The sequence below is a fragment of the Congzhengia minquanensis genome (genome assembly GCF_014384785.1).
Lineage (GTDB): Bacteria > Bacillota > Clostridia > UBA1381 > UBA9506 > Congzhengia > Congzhengia minquanensis.
This window is the reverse complement of record NZ_JACRSU010000002.1, coordinates 408,539-425,972: the sequence shown is the minus strand read 5'-3', so window position 1 is coordinate 425,972 and position 17,434 is coordinate 408,539. Positions and strand designations below refer to the sequence as shown.

Annotated in this window: 16 protein-coding genes; 5 read left to right on the top strand and 11 right to left on the bottom strand. The window is 39.0% G+C overall.

The window, feature by feature from the left end; genetic code table 11:
* Positions 1 to 14 precede the first annotated feature (14 nt).
* From cls to H8698_RS06990, 4 genes are all read right to left on the bottom strand, one after another.
* Positions 15 to 1,565, bottom strand: coding sequence for a cardiolipin synthase (cls, locus tag H8698_RS07005; RefSeq protein WP_249311877.1), 1,551 nt, complete (start codon positions 1,563 to 1,565; stop codon positions 15 to 17).
* Entirely contained in the window at positions 1,549 to 2,238 is a 690-nt protein-coding gene (locus H8698_RS07000) for a TVP38/TMEM64 family protein (RefSeq protein WP_249311876.1), read from the bottom strand. Before H8698_RS07000 ends, cls begins: the two co-directional genes overlap by 17 nt.
* A gap of 150 nt (positions 2,239 to 2,388) precedes the next feature.
* Positions 2,389 to 3,786: an NAD(P)/FAD-dependent oxidoreductase gene (locus H8698_RS06995; protein WP_249311875.1), complete on the bottom strand. Its 1,398-nt coding sequence runs from the start codon at positions 3,784 to 3,786 to the stop codon at positions 2,389 to 2,391.
* A gap of 53 nt (positions 3,787 to 3,839) precedes the next feature.
* Positions 3,840 to 4,415, bottom strand: coding sequence for a DUF1836 domain-containing protein (locus H8698_RS06990; protein ID WP_249311874.1), 576 nt, complete (start codon positions 4,413 to 4,415; stop codon positions 3,840 to 3,842).
* Between the two features lie 158 nt (positions 4,416 to 4,573).
* On the opposite strand from H8698_RS06990, the gene H8698_RS06985 reads away from it, so the two are divergent.
* From H8698_RS06985 to H8698_RS06965, 5 genes are all read left to right on the top strand, one after another.
* A complete protein-coding gene (locus tag H8698_RS06985) occupies positions 4,574 to 5,443 on the top strand; it encodes a DegV family protein (RefSeq protein WP_249311873.1) in 870 nt (289 codons plus the stop codon).
* Positions 5,444 to 5,548: 105 nt separating this feature from the next.
* On the top strand, positions 5,549 to 6,400 hold the full coding sequence (locus H8698_RS06980; RefSeq protein WP_249311872.1) for a polysaccharide deacetylase family protein: 852 nt from the start codon (positions 5,549 to 5,551) through the stop codon (positions 6,398 to 6,400).
* A gap of 1,028 nt (positions 6,401 to 7,428) precedes the next feature.
* Entirely contained in the window at positions 7,429 to 8,700 is a 1,272-nt protein-coding gene (locus tag H8698_RS06975) for an AAA family ATPase (RefSeq protein WP_249311871.1), read from the top strand.
* 13 nt (positions 8,701 to 8,713) lie between these two features.
* Complete coding sequence (locus H8698_RS06970) at positions 8,714 to 9,328, top strand: RloB family protein (RefSeq protein WP_249311870.1); 615 nt, start codon at positions 8,714 to 8,716, stop codon at positions 9,326 to 9,328.
* Positions 9,329 to 9,341: 13 nt separating this feature from the next.
* Positions 9,342 to 11,390 (top strand): hypothetical protein, encoded by a 2,049-nt coding sequence (locus tag H8698_RS06965; protein ID WP_249311869.1) that lies wholly within the window; start codon positions 9,342 to 9,344, stop codon positions 11,388 to 11,390.
* 55 nt (positions 11,391 to 11,445) lie between these two features.
* Here H8698_RS06965 and H8698_RS13495 read toward each other — a convergent pair whose 3' ends face one another.
* From H8698_RS13495 to H8698_RS06935, 7 genes are all read right to left on the bottom strand, one after another.
* The gene (locus tag H8698_RS13495) at positions 11,446 to 11,655 is read right to left on the bottom strand and encodes a TnpV protein (protein ID WP_430393570.1); all 210 of its coding nucleotides are present in this window, start codon (positions 11,653 to 11,655) and stop codon (positions 11,446 to 11,448) included.
* A gap of 357 nt (positions 11,656 to 12,012) precedes the next feature.
* Positions 12,013 to 12,216 carry a helix-turn-helix domain-containing protein gene (locus tag H8698_RS06960; RefSeq protein ID WP_249311868.1) on the bottom strand — a complete coding sequence of 68 codons (204 nt, stop codon included), beginning with the start codon at positions 12,214 to 12,216 and terminating at the stop codon, positions 12,013 to 12,015.
* The gene (locus H8698_RS06955; protein ID WP_249311867.1) at positions 12,209 to 12,637 is read right to left on the bottom strand and encodes a sigma-70 family RNA polymerase sigma factor; all 429 of its coding nucleotides are present in this window, start codon (positions 12,635 to 12,637) and stop codon (positions 12,209 to 12,211) included. The genes H8698_RS06960 and H8698_RS06955 overlap by 8 nt, the downstream gene beginning before the upstream one ends.
* Before the next feature lie 133 nt (positions 12,638 to 12,770).
* Positions 12,771 to 12,959, bottom strand: a complete 189-nt coding sequence (locus tag H8698_RS06950; protein ID WP_249311866.1) for a cysteine-rich KTR domain-containing protein — start codon at positions 12,957 to 12,959, stop codon at positions 12,771 to 12,773.
* Between the two features lie 58 nt (positions 12,960 to 13,017).
* A complete protein-coding gene (locus tag H8698_RS06945; protein WP_249311865.1) occupies positions 13,018 to 13,920 on the bottom strand; it encodes an anti-sigma-I factor RsgI family protein in 903 nt (300 codons plus the stop codon).
* Positions 13,920 to 14,612: a sigma factor gene (locus H8698_RS06940; protein WP_249311864.1), complete on the bottom strand. Its 693-nt coding sequence runs from the start codon at positions 14,610 to 14,612 to the stop codon at positions 13,920 to 13,922. The genes H8698_RS06945 and H8698_RS06940 overlap by 1 nt, the downstream gene beginning before the upstream one ends.
* A 56-nt stretch (positions 14,613 to 14,668) precedes the next feature.
* A complete protein-coding gene (locus H8698_RS06935; protein WP_249311863.1) occupies positions 14,669 to 17,224 on the bottom strand; it encodes a stalk domain-containing protein in 2,556 nt (851 codons plus the stop codon).
* Between the last annotated feature and the right edge of the window lie 210 nt (positions 17,225 to 17,434).

Here is a 17,434-nt window from a genome sequence, read left to right as displayed (position 1 = left end):
TTCCCCGGTTTTTATTACATGAGGGGCGCAAACAGGCGGACAACTTTCTGCACAAAAGATTTTATGCGCCCGCAGGCGCAGTCCTCCGACAAAATTTCACCGCTTGACCTTAACATGTTCAAAAAGTCGTCCCGCATCTGGTTCACAGCAGAACTGTTTAGCAGCAGAACGCCGCATTCAAACTGCAGGTAAAGGCTTCTGTAATCTAAGTTAGCTGAGCCGACCACTGCCACCTGGTCGTCGGAAACAATAGTTTTTGCATGAACAAAGCCGCTGGTAAACTCATAAATTTTTACACCCTCGTCTAACAGCGTCTTATAATAAGACTGGGTTGTGAAATGAACAACGCGCTTGTCCCAGATGTGGGGCGTTAAAATCCGCACGTCCACGCCGCTTTTTGCGGCTAGCGTCAGTGCAGTTACCATATTGTCATCGATAATCAGATAGGGCGTGGTGATATATACATATTCTTTCGCGTTGTTTATAATCTGAAGATAAACCTGTTCGTAAACGTTTTCTAAATCCATGGGGCTGTCTGCAAAGGGAACCACAATGCCGTCGTCTGCAATGTCGCAGGCTGTTTCGTTCCAGGGATAAAACGCCTCATAATTCTCCTGCTGCTGGGTGCACACCGACCACTGCTGCAAAAAGATTAAAGCAAAGCTCCACGCTGCGTCACCTGTTACTTTCACTGCCGTGTCCTTCCAATAACCAAATTTTTCAATTTCATTGATATATTCGTCTGCCAGATTATTGCCGCCTGTAAAAGCAGTTTTTCCGTCAATCACTGCAATTTTACGGTGGTCTCGGTTGTTCTGGCTGGTGGTCAGTAGTGGCTTGAAGGGGTTAAAAACCGCACAGGATATGCCCTTATTCTTTAGAGTCTGACAATAATTTTTCGGCAAAATCCAAAAACAGCCAAAGTCGTCGTAAATAATCCGCACGTCTACGCCGCATTTCGCCTTTTCTTCTAAAATATCTAAAATGGTGTTCCACATTTTCCCCTGATGGATAATAAAATATTCCAAAAAAATATATTTTTCCGCTTTTTTCAGCTCTGCTATGAGATGCTCAAACATATCCTCCCCGGTTGGAAGATATTGCGTTTTTGTGCGACCAAACGCAGGAAAACCCGCATAGGACTCTAAATAGCGGATTTGAGGCTTAAAGTTGCTGGGTACCTCGCCATGGTATGTGTTTTCAGGAAGCCGAAACAGCCCGCGGGTTTTGGCATAGGTTTTTTTCAAAATTCTTTTGATACGTCTGGTGGAGGACTGGTTTGTAAAAAACAAATAGAACAATCCGCCGAATAATGGGAACAGCAAAATTAAAAACACCCAGGTAAATTTATAAGCTCCTTTAAAGCGCTGCATGACAAGACAAAGCGCCACATAAATGCTGACGGCAACAAAGACCCACTGAAGCACAATAAAATATCTGCTGGTAAATGCTGTTAAAAAAATTAAAAAGGCAATTTTCACCAGCAGCATTAAAATGATTAACAGACGTTTGCGAAACAGCGGCCCAAACCAGCTGTGCCGCATGCGATTATTTTTCGTTCCCATATTGTTTTTTCCTTTTCTGATAGAGTGCGTTTCCGATAAAAGAAGCGGCAGAAAGCAACAGTGCAATGCTCAGCGATATAATAAATGTGGGGGAGGTTGGGTCTGTGATGCTCGTTCCCGCAATGGTTGCCGCAATAACGCCTGGAAGCACGCCGGCAAGGCTTCCGGTCATAAACTTCATAAAATCGGTTTTCACCGAGCCCAAATACATGCTGACCAGGTCGACGGGTAAAAAACCAATTATGCGAAGAAAAAAGGAAATGAAAAAATCACTGCCGCGCTGTTTTTCAATCATGTCTGCCACCTTTGGGTGTTTGTCCAAAAGCTTTGTCACCATTGCCGCGCCGGAATAATAGCCAATGGCGTAGGGCAGCGCAAATGCCACCGCCATGCCTGCAATGTTTAACAAAACCGCCCAAAAGGACTGGAATAACAGCCCCACTGCCACTTGCAGCACAATGACGGGAAAGAACACAGAAAGGCTTTTTAATGCGTATAAAATTAAAATAAACAGCACAATGAAAATCGGCGTGGAAGGGGAGTGGGATAAAATATCCTCTGGCGAAAACTTGCCGCCGGACACAAAAAGGAAAACCACCGCCGCCAGCGTCAGAACGACGGGAAGTGTGCGCAGGACGTTTAAAACCATTCTATTTTCAAAAAACTTTTTCAATTTAATTCCTCCGAACCGACGGCTTCCATTACTGCCTTTCCGCGGCCATGGCATGAATAGGCTGCGCTGTATTATTTTATGTGTAGTATCAATAAAATTATGTAACAAAAAATGCATGAAAAATGGTTCCATGCACTTTCTTACTGTTCGTTAAGTTTCGTCTGACAGCTGCCGACCCATCAATACACCCATAACAGACGCCATCATAAGCCCCCGCGTCCAGCCGCTGGAATCGCCCAGACAGTGCAGCCCGCCGATGTTTGTGTTGAGGTTTTTGTCCATCTTCACACGGTTGCTGTAAAATTTGAGTTCAGGCGAATACAGAAGCGTTTCGTCGGATGCAAAGCCCGGCACAACTTCATCCATGGCCTGAATAAAATTAATTATGTTAATCATGGCGCGATAGGGCATTGCCGCTGTGATGTCGCCGGCCACCGCGTCCGGCAAAGTGGGTTTCAGGTTGGACTGGGCCAGCTCTTTCTGCCAGGTGCGTTTTCCGTCTAAAATGTCGCCGAAACGCTGAACCAAAATATGGCCTGCACCCAGCATGTTGGTCAATTCGCCCACCTTTTGTGCATAAGCAATGGGTTGATTAAATGGCTCGGAAAAGTTGTGGGAACACAAAATGGCAAGATTTGTGTTGTCTGACTTCAGTTCTTTATAAGAATGGCCGTTCACCACAGCCAAATCGTCGTCATAGTTTTCCTGGCTGACAAACCCGCCGGGGTTTTGGCAGAACGTGCGTACCTTGTTTTTAAAAGGTTTGGGATAGCCAATAAGCTTCGACTCATAAAGTACCTGGTTCACCTTTTCAATAACTTCGTTTCTAACCTCAACGCGAACGCCAATGTCAACAGTTCCGGGTTGATGGGCAATGTTGTGCTCAGCACAGATTTTTTCCAGCCAGTCGGCGCCCCTACGCCCTGTGGCAACGACGGTGTGGGAAGAAAAAATATCAAAATTTTTCTTGCCGTCTGAAACCGTTACGCCGCGGCACACGTCGCCTTCTAAAATTACATTGATACACTGGTGGCCAAACAAAATCTCTACGCCGTTTGCCAAAAGATATTTCTCAATGGCTAGATATATATCCTGGGCTTTTTCTGTGCCCAAATGGCGGATCGGGCAGTCTACAAGCTTTAATCCGGCTTGGATAGCGCGTTTGCGAATATCCTTCACTGCTTCTGTATTGCCTAATCCTTCCACATGTTCGTCCGCGCCAAATTCCAAATATATTTTATCCGTATAGTCAATGGTTTCCTGGGCGAATTCTTCGCCAATGATTGAGGGCAAGTCTCCGCCCACTTCATAGGAGAGAGAAAGCTTTCCGTCAGAAAAAGCGCCTGCGCCGGAAAAGCCCGTTGTAATGTGACAGTAGGGCTTGCACCCCACGCACTGCTTTGTTTTATCCTTTGGGCAGCGTCTGTTTTCAATAGACTGCCCCTTTTCCACAATCACAATTTTTTGTTTGCTGCCCCGGCGCAGCATCTCAATGGCGGTAAAAATTCCGGCCGGGCCGGCGCCGATTATCACAACATCTGTATTCATGTATGTCCTCCAAATTTTATGTTTAAATTTCCAAAAACAGGTAATTATAGTAATTAAGAATGTGTTTCGCCATTGTCCTGCATGCTGGCAATCCAGCCGGTGAGCAGCTTGAAAATGTTGGCAGAAATGGCCACCTGCAGCACCAAATCGTTCATTCTGTCCTGGTTGTTTTCCGTGAGGGACAAAATAGGCTGGGCCACTGCCGTAATCTGTTCTGTCACATAGGTAAAGGCTTTTGCCTGGTTTTTTACGAATGAGGCGTAAACTGCAGTGATTTCCTCTTCGTTCAAATCCGGCGGAATGATTTTCGAAATCATGGAAATGCTCAGTGTCTGCTTTAAAATGCAGACAATAATTAAATAGGCCAAATGCATTTTAGAATATTTCTTTTTCACCGGAGCAGGAATGATTTTTTGTTTTACATAGTTATTAATCATGGTGGGCGTGATAATTTTATCGTCGTTTGAAACGGCGCTGAAAATGCCCAAATAGTTGCTTAACAATATAATAACCTGGTCCATGTAGAGCTCAATGGTCGGCAGCTCGTCCCAGGTCGGCAAATGATATTCTTTTAACAGGCGCTCGCCCTCAGTGAAAATTTCTGTCAGGCGCTCCTTGCTATATTTCATAAGAATCACTCCTTACATAACTATTTTAACACAGAAGTGCTAAAAAAGCAAGAAAACCATTCCAAATTCTTACATGAAATTAACACAAAACCACTTGACAGGGTTTGCTGTATGTGGTAACATAGTATTGAATACCAGAATAATGGAGGTATGGAAAAATGGCTTATGAAATTATAACAGATTCATCATCAAACCTCAGCAAAAGCATGATTAAAGAAATTGGCGTGCGTATTTTACCATTGTCTTTTTTCATCGGAAACGAGGAATATAAAGGCTATAGAGAAGATGAAGAATTTGATTATGCTTCATTTTATGAAAAACTTAGAAGCAAAGAGAATGTGAAAACTTCGCTTGTCAATACCGATATGTTTATAGACGAATTCGAGAAAGTTTTAGAAGACGGAAAAGATGTGCTGGCAATTTTAATGTCCAGCGGCATCAGCGGCACCTATCAGGCTGCCAAAATTGCGGCGGACACGGTGCGCGAGCGTTTTCCCGACCGGCAGGTTATCGTGATTGATTCGCTGTCGGCCTCTATTGGACACGGACTTTTGGTATATTATGCCGCCAAGCTTCGGGAGGCGGGAAGAACTGTTGAAGAAGCGGCAGACTGGGTTTATAAAAACCGCTTAAAAATGGTGCATCAGTTCACGGTAGATGATTTGTTCTTTTTAAAACGCGGCGGGCGGCTTTCCGGCGGCGTTGCAATTATTGGCACCATTTTGCAGGTGAAGCCGGTGATGCATGTGGATAACGAGGGCCGTTTGATTGTGCAGGATAAGGTAAACGGCAGAAAAAAATCGTTAAACGCCATGTTTGAAATCTTTAAAAAGAACGTGAAAGACCCGCAAAACCAGGTTATTGCCATCTGTCACGGTGACTGTTTAAAGGATGCGGAATATCTTGCGGACAAAATCAGAACAGAAACAGAAGTGAAAGACATTATTATAAACTTTTGCGACCCGGTGATTGGAGCACATTCAGGACCGGGAACACTTGCCCTGTTTTATATGGGGGAAGCGCGTTAATAATAACGAAAAAAAGCGGACGGATTTTCGTCCGCTTTTTTTTATTGACAACACAGGAAATAGGTGATAAAATAAGTTCAAATTTTATTTGTGGGGTGACGAGAAATGAAACTGAACATGCGGTTTCCAGACGGAAAGCCAAAGGCCCTGACCTTTAGCTATGACGACGGTGTTTATCAGGATTTGCGGTTGATTTCTATTTTTAATCAATATGGGCTGAAAGGAACGTTTAATTTAAACAGCGGAAGTTTTGGCCAAATGCCGGGTGACCGGAAAAGTGGAAGAATGACAAAGGAAGACGTGGTTTCGGCCTATAAGGACTCGGGCCACGAGGTAGCGGTGCACGCCTTTACCCATCCGCATTTAGAACAGCTTCCGATTGACCAGGCCACAAAGGAGATTTTAGCAGACCGGGAGAACCTGGAAGAACTGTTCCACACAATTGTCCGCGGCGGCGCGTATCCGTTTGGAAGTTACAGTGATGAGGTTGTGGATATATTGAAAAACTGCGGGATTCGGTATTTTCGGACAACGGCTTCTACGGAGCAGTTTACCATTCCGATAGACTGGCTGCGGCTGCCCGCCACCTGCCACCACAAGAACAAACGTCTGATGGAACTGGCGCAGGAATTTGTAACCGACTCACCGGATTTGAAAGAAGGCTGGCGGCGTGAGCCCTGGCTGTTTTATGTTTGGGGACACAGCTATGAGTTTGACCAGAACACAAAAGACAACAACTGGGACTTGATAGAACGGTTCGCTGAATTTGTCAGCGGAAAAGAGGACGTGTGGTACGCTACCAATATTGAAATTTACGACTATGTTACGGCGTTTCGCAGCCTTGAAATCAGCTTGAGCGAGAAAATAATACATAATCCTACCGCACATACGATATTTTTTGAGTATGAGACAGAAAAACACCAGATCAACCCAGGTGCAACTATTTGTTTTGCATAAAACATCCCCGCCGGTATTAGGTGAATGGTAATAAGGAAGTATTGAAACCATTACCATTTATCGACAAACAGGGTGTAAAGAAAATACGCATTTCACTTGATTACAGCTTGATATGCGTGTTTTCTTTTTTTCTAAATGCTTACGGTCTATATGTCAGCATTTAGAGGTTAAAAAAGCCTTATTTTATGCGGCTTTCAGAGACCGAAACAGCCAAAGTAATGATAGTATATTAAAACCATCAAAAATGCACTTCTAACCGTCCCTTAAGACAGTAAAAGAGCATACATTTCTGTCTGCTTAAAATTCGTTTATCTGTCAACATCAAATTTCAATACCGATTTAGACGGTCCTTGATAAAACCGTAAAGTTAGAAAACAGGCTGTTAAAGCGAATTGCTCAAAAGATAAGTATACTACTTTTATTAAGTGGCATACTTATTTAATTTTATGTCGAACTATTAATATATGAATTCTGAGAGTGTTGAAGGCTTCTTAGACACAGTTTCCAAAAATTTAGACTAGTTTGCAGATGGCGAACTTTCAAAGCTTATGCTTACTACTGCTGAACCTTGAGGTATATCAATTGTAAAATAGCTCTTGAGACATAGCAGTTACCGCGGGAGCAGCATTAACGGCTATGTTTACAATCACCTCTGCTACAGATGTCCTCGTTGAAATTAACCATGGATTAGATTTTTTATTACAAGGTTTAATACGGATTAAAACAATTTAATTGTATAAGAAAAATTTTTTCATTCACGAGTTTGTATATTGGACAAGTAATTAAATATGAGTTTTCAAAAATTAATACTAATACATTTATGTATCTAACTGATAATCTTTTTGATAATCAATTAAAATTAATAACTGCCCATCAAAAAAGTTTTGCTGAACAAAACTGGCAGTAAGGCTATTTTAGCGCTTGTTATTTTGGATATTTGTGAATTTTTCGCAAATATATCAAATAAATGTTGACATTTTTGAGTTTTATGGATATAATGATAATATAATAAGAATGGAGGAATTATAATGTTAGTTGGATTTACATTTGAAAACTTTGCATCATTTTATAATAATACGGAATTTGCGATGACCGTAAGCGGTAATGACAGTAGATATAAGGAATTGAATACATTTTCAACGCCACATGGAGAACTTCTTAAAAGTTGCTTTATGTACGGTGCTAATGGCAGCGGAAAAACAAACTTTATTGGCGCGCTGGCATTTATGAAATATATTGTAACCGCAGAATTAGATGTTCAATCTCGCATTATATCAAAACCGAATCACTTTCTTTTTAACAATGTATCCAAAGATAAGCCGACAAGCTTTTCGATAGCATTTATTATTGAAGGAATTTTGTATGATTATGGTTTTTCGGTATTGAATAACAAAATAATCAAGGAATATCTTGATAAAAAAGATAAAAGAACGGTTAATGTATTTACTCGCAGCGGAAGCAATTTTGAAACTATAAAAATCAATTCAAAAGAATTTAAAAATGTCGAACACGTTATTAAAAATACTCGTGAAGATGTGCTATTCCTTTCATGGGCAAACTTCTGTAATAATGAGATGGCTATGAAAATTTATAAATGGTTTGAGGCGATTCAAATTTTTGATGCTGATGATACCAACCAGCTTTTATCTGTCACTGTTAATTATATGGAAGAACACGAAAATGGCAAAAAAGATATTGTTGAGCTTATGAATAAGCTCGGTATCCCAATTTACGATTTTGAAATGGAAATAACAGATGATAAGATGAGTGAAACGCTTATGGCAGCGCTTAAGAAAAGTTATAAAGAAAAATTTAAAAATATGATGAATGTCAAAAATATTGACTTGAAAGTGAAGCAGAGGGTTTACGACAAGGATTGGGATAATTACACAATATCTGATTTCGGATTTGAATTAGAATCTGCCGGAACAAAAAAACTTTTTGAAATTGCAGGACCAATTATTTCTGCCATAAATAACGGAAGCGTGGTGTTAATTGATGAAATAGACGCACGGCTGCATCCGTCATTGGTGCGCCAATTAGTAATGATGTTTAATTCACTCAGCCAAAATCCCAATAACGCCCAGCTTATCTGCAACACACACGATGTAACCTTGCTTGATGAAGATATTCGCAGAGATCAGATATATTTCCTTGAAAAAGATGAATATGGCGTAAGTAAACTCTACAGCCTTTGCGATTTTAAAGGTATAAGAAAAGACAGTAAAATTTTAAAACAATATTTACTCGGTGTGTATGGCGCCTTGCCTAACATTAAGGATTCGAGCATTAACGGTTAAGGGGGCTTGCAAGATGAACAAATACAAAAGAAAGGCTCCCTCACTTGAATTGCGAGACAAAGTGCTGGTACTTTGCGGCGGTAAGACAGAAGAAATTTATTTTAATAAATTCAAACAGAAGTACAAGTCCGGCTTGAAAAATGTTACGGTAAAGATTACTACATGTAAGTACAGTAATCCAATTGCAATTGTCGATGAAGCTATATCTTTGCAAAATGATTTTGATGAAATATGGTGTGTATTCGATAAAGATGATTTTAAGGACTTTGATGAGGCAATCAAAAAATCGTCACGTTATCCGAAGGTCAACTGTGCATTTTCAAATGAGGCTATTGAATATTGGTTTACGTTATATTTTTCAAACAAAATTGGTCCGATAAACCGCAAAAAGCTAAACGAAATGATAAGTAAACAGTTTGGCATCGAGTACGATAAAAGCAACGCAATTATTGAGCGTGTTTGTGAAAAACTATCTGCTTTTAACATTCAAACTGCTGAGGAATGCGCCAAGCGTGGATATGAGTATCACGAGTTAAACTCAAGTAAAAACTATTCCGATTGGCGCTCCTGCACATCGGTGTTTATGCTGACAAAACGGTTAAGAAAATGGAATGAGGCAAAAAGATAAGGAGGGAATTTTATTGAAAAAAGAGAGTAAAACTGCGTTAGAGCTAATGCGCTTAGAGGGGATTTGTAAACTAATCACAGATAATATTGAAAAGGAAGTTTTAGAAAACAGATATCTTCGTGTTACTGATAAGGGGAAAGTTGATGATTTAGAAAAAGCGATAAAACAGTGTACGAAATCACAACTTATAGATATTATTTCAATATCGCATGAAATAACGGATGATTTAATACAAAAATACTTTGATAATTACAGATATGGTATGAAACCTGGGTTCGTATTGAATTGGGCCAGTGGATTTTCAGGCAAAACATTGACCGAAAATAGTTTGAGAACAGATCTACAAACGCAATTATCTACATATACATACCAAGAAGGCTCATCGTATAAAAATCTGAAGTGTTCTAATGTCGTCAAATGGAATGAACATGGAATACCAGTATTTGAGATAAGTTTAAATTATCTTAAAAAACACAATTACATTGACGAGAATGATAAGTTTAACTATGTGTATGAGATGGTTGAATGTTTTGTTTGGGTGTGTTCCGAAAAAGGTTTCGTCGCAATTTATAATATGCCATCATCTGTTGAAAAGCTAATCAGAAAGGCATTCTACTCGATTTATGGGATAAAAATAATAGGCATATCGTTAGATAAAAAAATATTGGATACTATATTTGATTCATCAAACCGAAAAAAAGTTGCACTAACACAGTTAAAGGACAATCCTAATATGCCTCAAAAAGCCACTTTTTCAGATTCTCAATTTGGACAAAAAGAAACTGAGATTTTGAAAGATTTTAATGATGGATATGGTATTACATCTTGTTTATATGATGAAGATATTAAAGGTGATATTGTTACAATGGGTGTTAACAATAATAAAGGCAAGCTTTATATCAATAAAAATGTAAGTGCTGAGCAATTCAGGCAATGGAGTGTTGATACAATTGTTTCGATTATGAATTACTATTCAGATATATTGTCTGATGCCGGTGTTGAAAAGTTTCATAGTCTTAATTTATTTTCATCTAATGAGTGGAAAAGGATGGGGATTGCTAAAAAAGAACTATTAAAGCAACTCGCACTTGCAATGATAAAAATATCTATCAGCAGCATCGATGTACTTCCTGTAGATATTTCAGCATTAGATTTTTATAAAGCGTTTAGAAACGATAGTCAATATATTTTATACGGAAATTGTTCTACATGCAATGATGACGTGATACCAAAATGTCCAAACTGCAGTTCGCAAAATCTGAAACTTGTAGGCGATAAAATTGTATGTGAATACTGTGGTACCGAACATCGATATTGTGTTTGTGATTGTGGAAATAACATTTTTTACGATGCTATAGATGAAATCATTGCTGTTAATATTCATAACACATTGATAGAAAAAATAGTGGCTGAGATAATGGCTGTAGATTCAAATATACATTTAGATGCAAAAGATACGTATGTTTTGCAAAATGGTCATCTGAAACACATTAGGAAAGATGAATATAATGTCATAATGCCGCAAGATATAGAAGAATTTAAGTCTCTGTATGCCATTGACATCAGAAAAGATATGTTTGAGGAATATAGCAATGATATTGCTAAAATGGGAGAAAAATGCACTAAACCATCAATTGGCGCTTGTAACGAATGTAAATATAATCATGAAATGGAAACAAAAAATTGCATTTTAAAATTATTCACCGTATTTGATGAGTTTATTCCGCAGCCACATCAAGGTCACGAGTTTGGCGACATTAAATTGTCTGTTTCTGTTGGAAGCAAGTCTTACACGTTACAAGGCATATTGAAATCTAATCATTCTAAAATCACTAAATCTTCAACTACCGGTAAAGAGATTTTAAGTCAAGCAATTTCAGGATTGGTAGATGATAGGGTCGAATTATTGGCTATAATTGCACCAGCAACTTTTGATGTGCAGTTGATGGAGAACATTATATTTATTTCCAAACTGACAAAAAAGCATGTTGTTTTTCTTAACAATGATTTTATTTTCAGACTGTACGCTTTATATAATTATAAGTTTTTAAAAGTAGCCTAAGTCAATCGCCCTCGTCGCTTGGTCGCAACGAGGGCTGTTTATATATCTTCCGTTATTATTTTAGGACTTTATATGCATATTCATTCAACATAATTTCTTCTGCAGTATGTTTAAACTGCTCCATAGTAGAAATCCAAGCGAATTGGTCGTTTGCTTTGAGTTCTTCAATTATATATTGTTTAGCAACCAATTCTTTGATGAATGTATTCTTATGATTCGGGTTCAGAGATATTAGGGGATATAGCAATCTCTGATTTTCGTGCATGTTCCACCGTTCTTTTCAAAATATTAATTATATCCTATAAAGCTTTTTATGATTTCTATTTTTACAATATAGTATCAAACCGGTTATATAACTTTTTAATATTTTCAAGTATTTTCCGAGAATTAAATTATCCCATTTGCTCACATAATAATCGCAATATAGTTTTATTATCAAATCAATAATGCCGAATAACGAATCATTGAGCATTTAGAGCAAATTTACCCCTTATTTTATGCGGTTTTCAGAGGTTGAAACAAGCAAAGTAATGATATTATATTAAAACTATCAAAAATGCACTTCTAACCGCCCCTCAAAACAGAAAAAGAGTAACCGTTTTAATGGCTACTCTCAATCCGTTTATCTGTCAATTTCAAATTTTAATATCGCTTTCATCAGCTTTGCCCGTATTTCTTCCGCATACACATAATTGACAATATCGTTCTGTTTTGCAAAATACAGAATATATGCGTTATAATGCGCTAATATTTTTTGCATAGCAACTGTATCGGCGGCAACGGCATTTTTGATTGTTTCAAAGTCGGGCGGAATATATTTATTCATCTTCGCCGCCCTCCATAATCTCACGCAAATTTTTCAAGGCGCGGACATGAATATAGCTGATGTTTTTCTGTGATTTTCCAATCATCTCCGCAATATCTTTCAGCTTGTAATCGGTGAAGTAATACATCAGAATTACATCACGCTTTTTCTTTGGTAATTGTAATAAAGCTTTTCCCAAATCATAATCATTAACAGAAAAGATATATCCAAAGGCTTCAAAGTGATATTGTAAAATAGGGTATGTATCGCATTTCCCGCACTCTAAAAAATAATCGTTTAGGATTTCTTCAAAGGAAACATTGCGCTCTATATATTTGCTGTTTCCTCTGTAAAGATTGATAGCCTGATACCGTATTACCTTTTTGCAAAAGCTGTCAAAACAATGTCTGATATGTTCCTTTTGCTCGTCCGTATATTTCATTGTAATTCCTCCAACATTGATTTTTTGTTTTTCAAAATCAATGCCGGAGGGCGGTGAACGGCAGCAGGGTAAAAGAAAAAGCCGATAATTTGAGATTTCTCTGCAAATTATCGGCTCTGCGTCTGTTGCTTCGTTATAAACTCTGCGTCTTCGCGTCTGGCTCTTTTATAACTTCAATATTAAATTGTTTTGCGTTTACTAAAGTTTCATTTTTACACTTCGGGCAGAACAAGGGAAAGTTTTTTAATTCTGTATCTGCCCGTAATTTTACCCTTGATTTGTTATGACATATCGGGCAAAACAGCCATTTATCAAATTTCATAAATATTTATCGCCCTCCGTTGATTTTTAGTTTTTATTATTTTTATGTGTTAAAAATTCTAATTTGCCAGAGTTGAAAGTGGTGTACCGTTTTCTATTGCAGTATTGATATCCTTTGTGCTTTTGCCTTTCAGCGCTTTCATATTTTCTTCCAAAGTTCCGCCAAACGTATCCGTATATTCTTTCACAGCTTTCAGTCGCTCTGGGGAGGAGTTATATTTTCTGTTTTTTGGCTTTATTTCAAGATTTTCTTCGCTATTTGTATCAATATAGCCTAACACTTCAATCTCGGTATAGATTTCTTCGTTCGTAATCCCCTTTAACGCTGCAAAATTATCTTCAAGCGTTCCGCCGAACGCATTTGTATATGCTTCAACAGCTTTCAATCTTTTTGGGGAAGTGCGGTATTTCATTGCCCTGCTGTTTTCCTCTTTGTTCACATTTTTTACCGAAACTTTCCAATTATCTTTTTTCAGCTTTTCTGATATGGCAAGAACGCGATTGTTTAAGTTTGATTTATCTGTAACGACGTCAATTTCAATATCGTCATTGCGCTCATTCAAATATTTTTTTTCAAAACAGGCAGATACAATTTTATTCATACATTGCTCCGTATCTGCCGTTTGAAGCGGATAGCTTTCCACAAGACTAACAGCGTCCTCGTTCAATGGAACAACGGAAATAACCTTATCGAAGCAATTTACATCAAGCCGCACACTTGGGTTAATATCTATATAGATATAGCTTGACGGGGTGCGGTATGCCAGCGAATGCCCCGAAATCCCCGCAATAAAAATCACGGCGAAGCAAGCGGCGACTGCCATAAATTTTTTATGTGAATAGGCTGTAACATTGATTGTCTGCCCGATTTTATACCCTTTATCCTTTGTCTCGACCATATTTCCGTTTTTTTGAAAAATAATCGCCTTTCCGCCCTTGATGTCCATTACAATGCCCCGCATTATTGCCACCTCCTATATTCGGGGTCAAAATACTCCGAAAGTATTTCATAATTGCCGTTCATAATTAAAATCCCCATAATTAAATATTTCCTATGCCGTTCCAACACCTTTTTATTTACATTCAATGTAGAAAGTACCTGTTTTACAGGAAGTGTTTTTTTCTCATATACAGAAGCAAGTAATTCCTTTTCCCTTACGATATACTTCACAATTTCCACACAGGCAACTCGCGTCTTTCTGAATTTGGGCGCAGCTTTCGGAAGTTCAAAAAATGATATTCCAAACGGCGCAAGCTCCGATTTCAGAGAGAAAATTTCAAGCGCGGTTTCGGACATTTCCGTATTTTTATCCTCTATCTCAAACTCTGTTTCTTCGCCATTATCGTTTTTGGTTGAAAGACTGCTGAACGGCACAACACGGTTATGGCGGATTTTTACCCTATAATAGTCCTTAATTCTGTTATAAATACAAGATTTAGCAAACGAGTGAAAATAGCCTTTTCTTTCCTCATAGCTTGAAACAGCGTCATTAAATGCCGTAAATGCTACGGAAAAAATATCGTCGCTTTCATCTACAAAATGACCGGCCGCCTGTGCCGCACAGCTATAAATGAATGCCATATTTTCTTTGATAAATAACTCTCGCAAAGCGTCGTCCGTCTGTGCTCTCATTACTTTCTCGGCTATTTCCATTCGTTTCTCACTTCCTTGTTCGCCTGTATTCTATTGGTATTCTACCATAAAACGCCCTATTTTTCAATCAGCCACCGAATAAGATTGATTTCATTATCTAAATAAGCGAGAGCAGGAACATCTGTGTGTGCTGCGCCCTCAAATTCAGTCAGCTTTGCGTTTGCGTTTTTCTCGGATAGCTTTTTCATAAAGTCGATGGTATTTTGGGGCTTTACTATCGTATCTTCTGTTCCGACGAAAGTCCATACAGGCATTTGATTTAGGGCAGACAGCATATTTTCCGTAGGACGCATACCGCCGCTGCACGGCGCGATACAACGGAACATATCGGGATAGGAAGCCGCAATATTCCAAACACCCGCGCCGCCTATGCTAAACCCTGTAAGACTGACATTGCTGCTGTCAATTTTATAAGTATTTATCACATTCTGAATAAGGCTCACAACTGGCTGCTTGAATGAAATCCAATCTTGCTGTTCTTCAGGGAGCTGTGGTATCAGAACATAAGCACGAAGATCTCCAAAAACACCATCTGTTAAACTTTGGGTGAATATTCCTGCGGTCAGAAGCTGTTTAGGCTCTACACCTTTTCCGCTTGAGCCGTGAAGATAAACGATTAACGGCATATTTTCTTCGGCGTTTGACGGTGTGTAAAGCCAATAATTTGTTCCGTTAAATTCGTGTAGCGTCATAGGCTCTGAAATAATGATTGTATTGCTGTTTCCGTCCCAATCAACATTAAGGTTAAAACTTTCAGCAATAAAACGCACGGGAACAAGGGTTCTGTCATTTCTTATTTCAGGTGCGGTATCAAGCAAAACCTCATTACCGTTTACATATGCGGCAGTATTTCCGATAGTCATCTCGATAAGTATATCATCTTTTGTTATGGTAATTCCCTGTGTTTCGCCATTCCATATTACTTCTGCTCTGAGCGCTTCCGTAACGGCGCGGATTGGCGCAAGAGTTCTTCCGTTTTCAATTATCGGTTTCACGTTATCATACTTTTCATAATCAATGCTGATACCATTTACAAAAGTGTCAATGGAATAATCTTTTAATTCTTCTTTTATAGCTGCCAGTTCAGCTAAAACTTCTTGTCTGTCAGCAACATCAATATCTTTGAACGACGCTCGTATTTCTTTTAAATATGTAAGCTGTTCGATTTTGGTAGCCTTTACAAGCATCTTCATTTCCCTTAAACGATTGAGAGCGTCTATTTTTTCGGCTTTTTCTTCTAATCTTTCCTGACGCTGCGTGTTTTTATCGCTTGTATTGCTTGAGGTATTCGTTTCTGTCTCCCGTCCGCAAGTCGCTTCTACACTGTTTTCGGACGAGACATTATCGGCAATTTCTATATAAGAAATTGGCTGAACAATATATCTGTGCGTACTGCCCGTTTCCAAATTGCTTATTGTAACAGAGGTTTCTTTTGTCTTTTCAAGCATTTGAACAAATCCCGTTTTATCAAAATATTCAAAGATTTGATATTCCACCGCACCGGCGACAGACTGCCACGAAAGAGTAATGCTGTCAGAAGAAGCGGAGTTAGCTGTTACAATAGGAGCGTCAAGGGTTGCAAGCTCAACCTTTTGTTTTGGTTCAATGCCATTTAATACTTGAATGACACGGAAGCCCACATCTTCATATCCGGCATTGGCCTTTCTGCTTTCCTTGCGGTGTTCTGTCCGGCAATCCGTTCGTTCAGATTTCCACGAGCCGCCTTTGACGCCAAACTCTGTTGTGCTATCAGCATTGTTCCTTACAGTTGAAGTCCACTCCCAAACATTGCCCCAAAAATCAATCGCTCCGTGAGCGCCTCTTGTAACATCTGCATACTGCTCAACAGGTGTTCTGCTGTCATTTATGCCACAATTAAAATCAGCGTCTTTCGGCATATGTCCCGCCGCCAATTCCCATTCGCTTTCATTCGGAAGCCGATAGGTGTTTGTTCCGTCCTGTTCTGTCAACCATTTGCAATAAGCCTCTGCGTCCGCATAGGAAATATAATTTACGGGATAATCGCCCTCGCCTGCGGAATAATTACCGTTTGTCCAATTAGACGGAGCCTGTACGCCTGTTGCTTTTATAAATTCAGCATATTCCGCATTGGTAACGGGTGTACGCTTAACATAAAGGCTTTCACCTGCGCCCATAACAGGGATATACTCATATTGCGCCGCATTAGAAATTTTCCATTTCAAAAGACGCGTATCAGTAAACCGAAGCATACTGCTGTTGATACGGCTCCAATATGTAATATACATTTCCTGTACAATTTCTTCCATTTCAGCAACAATAGCTTCTCCGCTGGGCTTTCCTGCAGTTTCAGCTTTCAGCTCGGCAAGTTTTGTTTCTTTGCGGTCAAGCACCGCATTGTAATTTTCTATAACAATATCCCGCAAATTAAGATAATTTTCTTCTGTTGGATTTTTTTGATATAGAGAAATCAACTGCTTTGTTTCCTCGCTAAGTTCCGGCTGTTCCGTTTCAATGAAATCGCTGTTTTCGTACATATTTGACGCGCCGACTTCCGTAAATACAGCCGAAATCAGCGTTAATGTCATAATTCCCGTTAAAATCAAACTCATAATTTTTTGTGATAGTTTCATAATAGCTCCTCCTTGCATTTCTCGTTTCAAGCCGCTTGTATTACATAATACGAAACGTAAAATAAAAATTTGGGGGATATTTTAAAAAAATTCATGAAAATATTTGGCAGATTTTTATTTTTCACCGTAGTAGTATTGGAAAGAAATTTTGCAAAAATAGTAGTAATATTTCTGCTTTATTTGTTTCCTATATGAAAGTGCAACAAAAGC

Coding starts and splice junctions, on each gene's coding strand:
- cls (WP_249311877.1), bottom strand. CDS start 1,565: ATGGGAACGAAAAATAATCGCATGCGGCACAGCTGGTTTGGGCCGCTG.
- H8698_RS06945 (WP_249311865.1), bottom strand. CDS start 13,920: ATGCGGGGCATTGTAATGGACATCAAGGGCGGAAAGGCGATTATTTTT.
- H8698_RS13495 (WP_430393570.1), bottom strand. CDS start 11,655: ATGCACGAAAATCAGAGATTGCTATATCCCCTAATATCTCTGAACCCG.
- H8698_RS06940 (WP_249311864.1), bottom strand. CDS start 14,612: ATGGAAATAGCCGAGAAAGTAATGAGAGCACAGACGGACGACGCTTTG.
- H8698_RS06935 (WP_249311863.1), bottom strand. CDS start 17,224: ATGAAACTATCACAAAAAATTATGAGTTTGATTTTAACGGGAATTATG.
- H8698_RS06970 (WP_249311870.1), top strand. CDS start 8,714: ATGAACAAATACAAAAGAAAGGCTCCCTCACTTGAATTGCGAGACAAA.
- H8698_RS06990 (WP_249311874.1), bottom strand. CDS start 4,415: ATGAAATATAGCAAGGAGCGCCTGACAGAAATTTTCACTGAGGGCGAG.
- H8698_RS06955 (WP_249311867.1), bottom strand. CDS start 12,637: ATGAAATATACGGACGAGCAAAAGGAACATATCAGACATTGTTTTGAC.
- H8698_RS06975 (WP_249311871.1), top strand. CDS start 7,429: ATGTTAGTTGGATTTACATTTGAAAACTTTGCATCATTTTATAATAAT.
- H8698_RS06950 (WP_249311866.1), bottom strand. CDS start 12,959: ATGAAATTTGATAAATGGCTGTTTTGCCCGATATGTCATAACAAATCA.
- H8698_RS06960 (WP_249311868.1), bottom strand. CDS start 12,216: ATGAATAAATATATTCCGCCCGACTTTGAAACAATCAAAAATGCCGTT.
- H8698_RS06985 (WP_249311873.1), top strand. CDS start 4,574: ATGGCTTATGAAATTATAACAGATTCATCATCAAACCTCAGCAAAAGC.
- H8698_RS06980 (WP_249311872.1), top strand. CDS start 5,549: ATGAAACTGAACATGCGGTTTCCAGACGGAAAGCCAAAGGCCCTGACC.
- H8698_RS06995 (WP_249311875.1), bottom strand. CDS start 3,786: ATGAATACAGATGTTGTGATAATCGGCGCCGGCCCGGCCGGAATTTTT.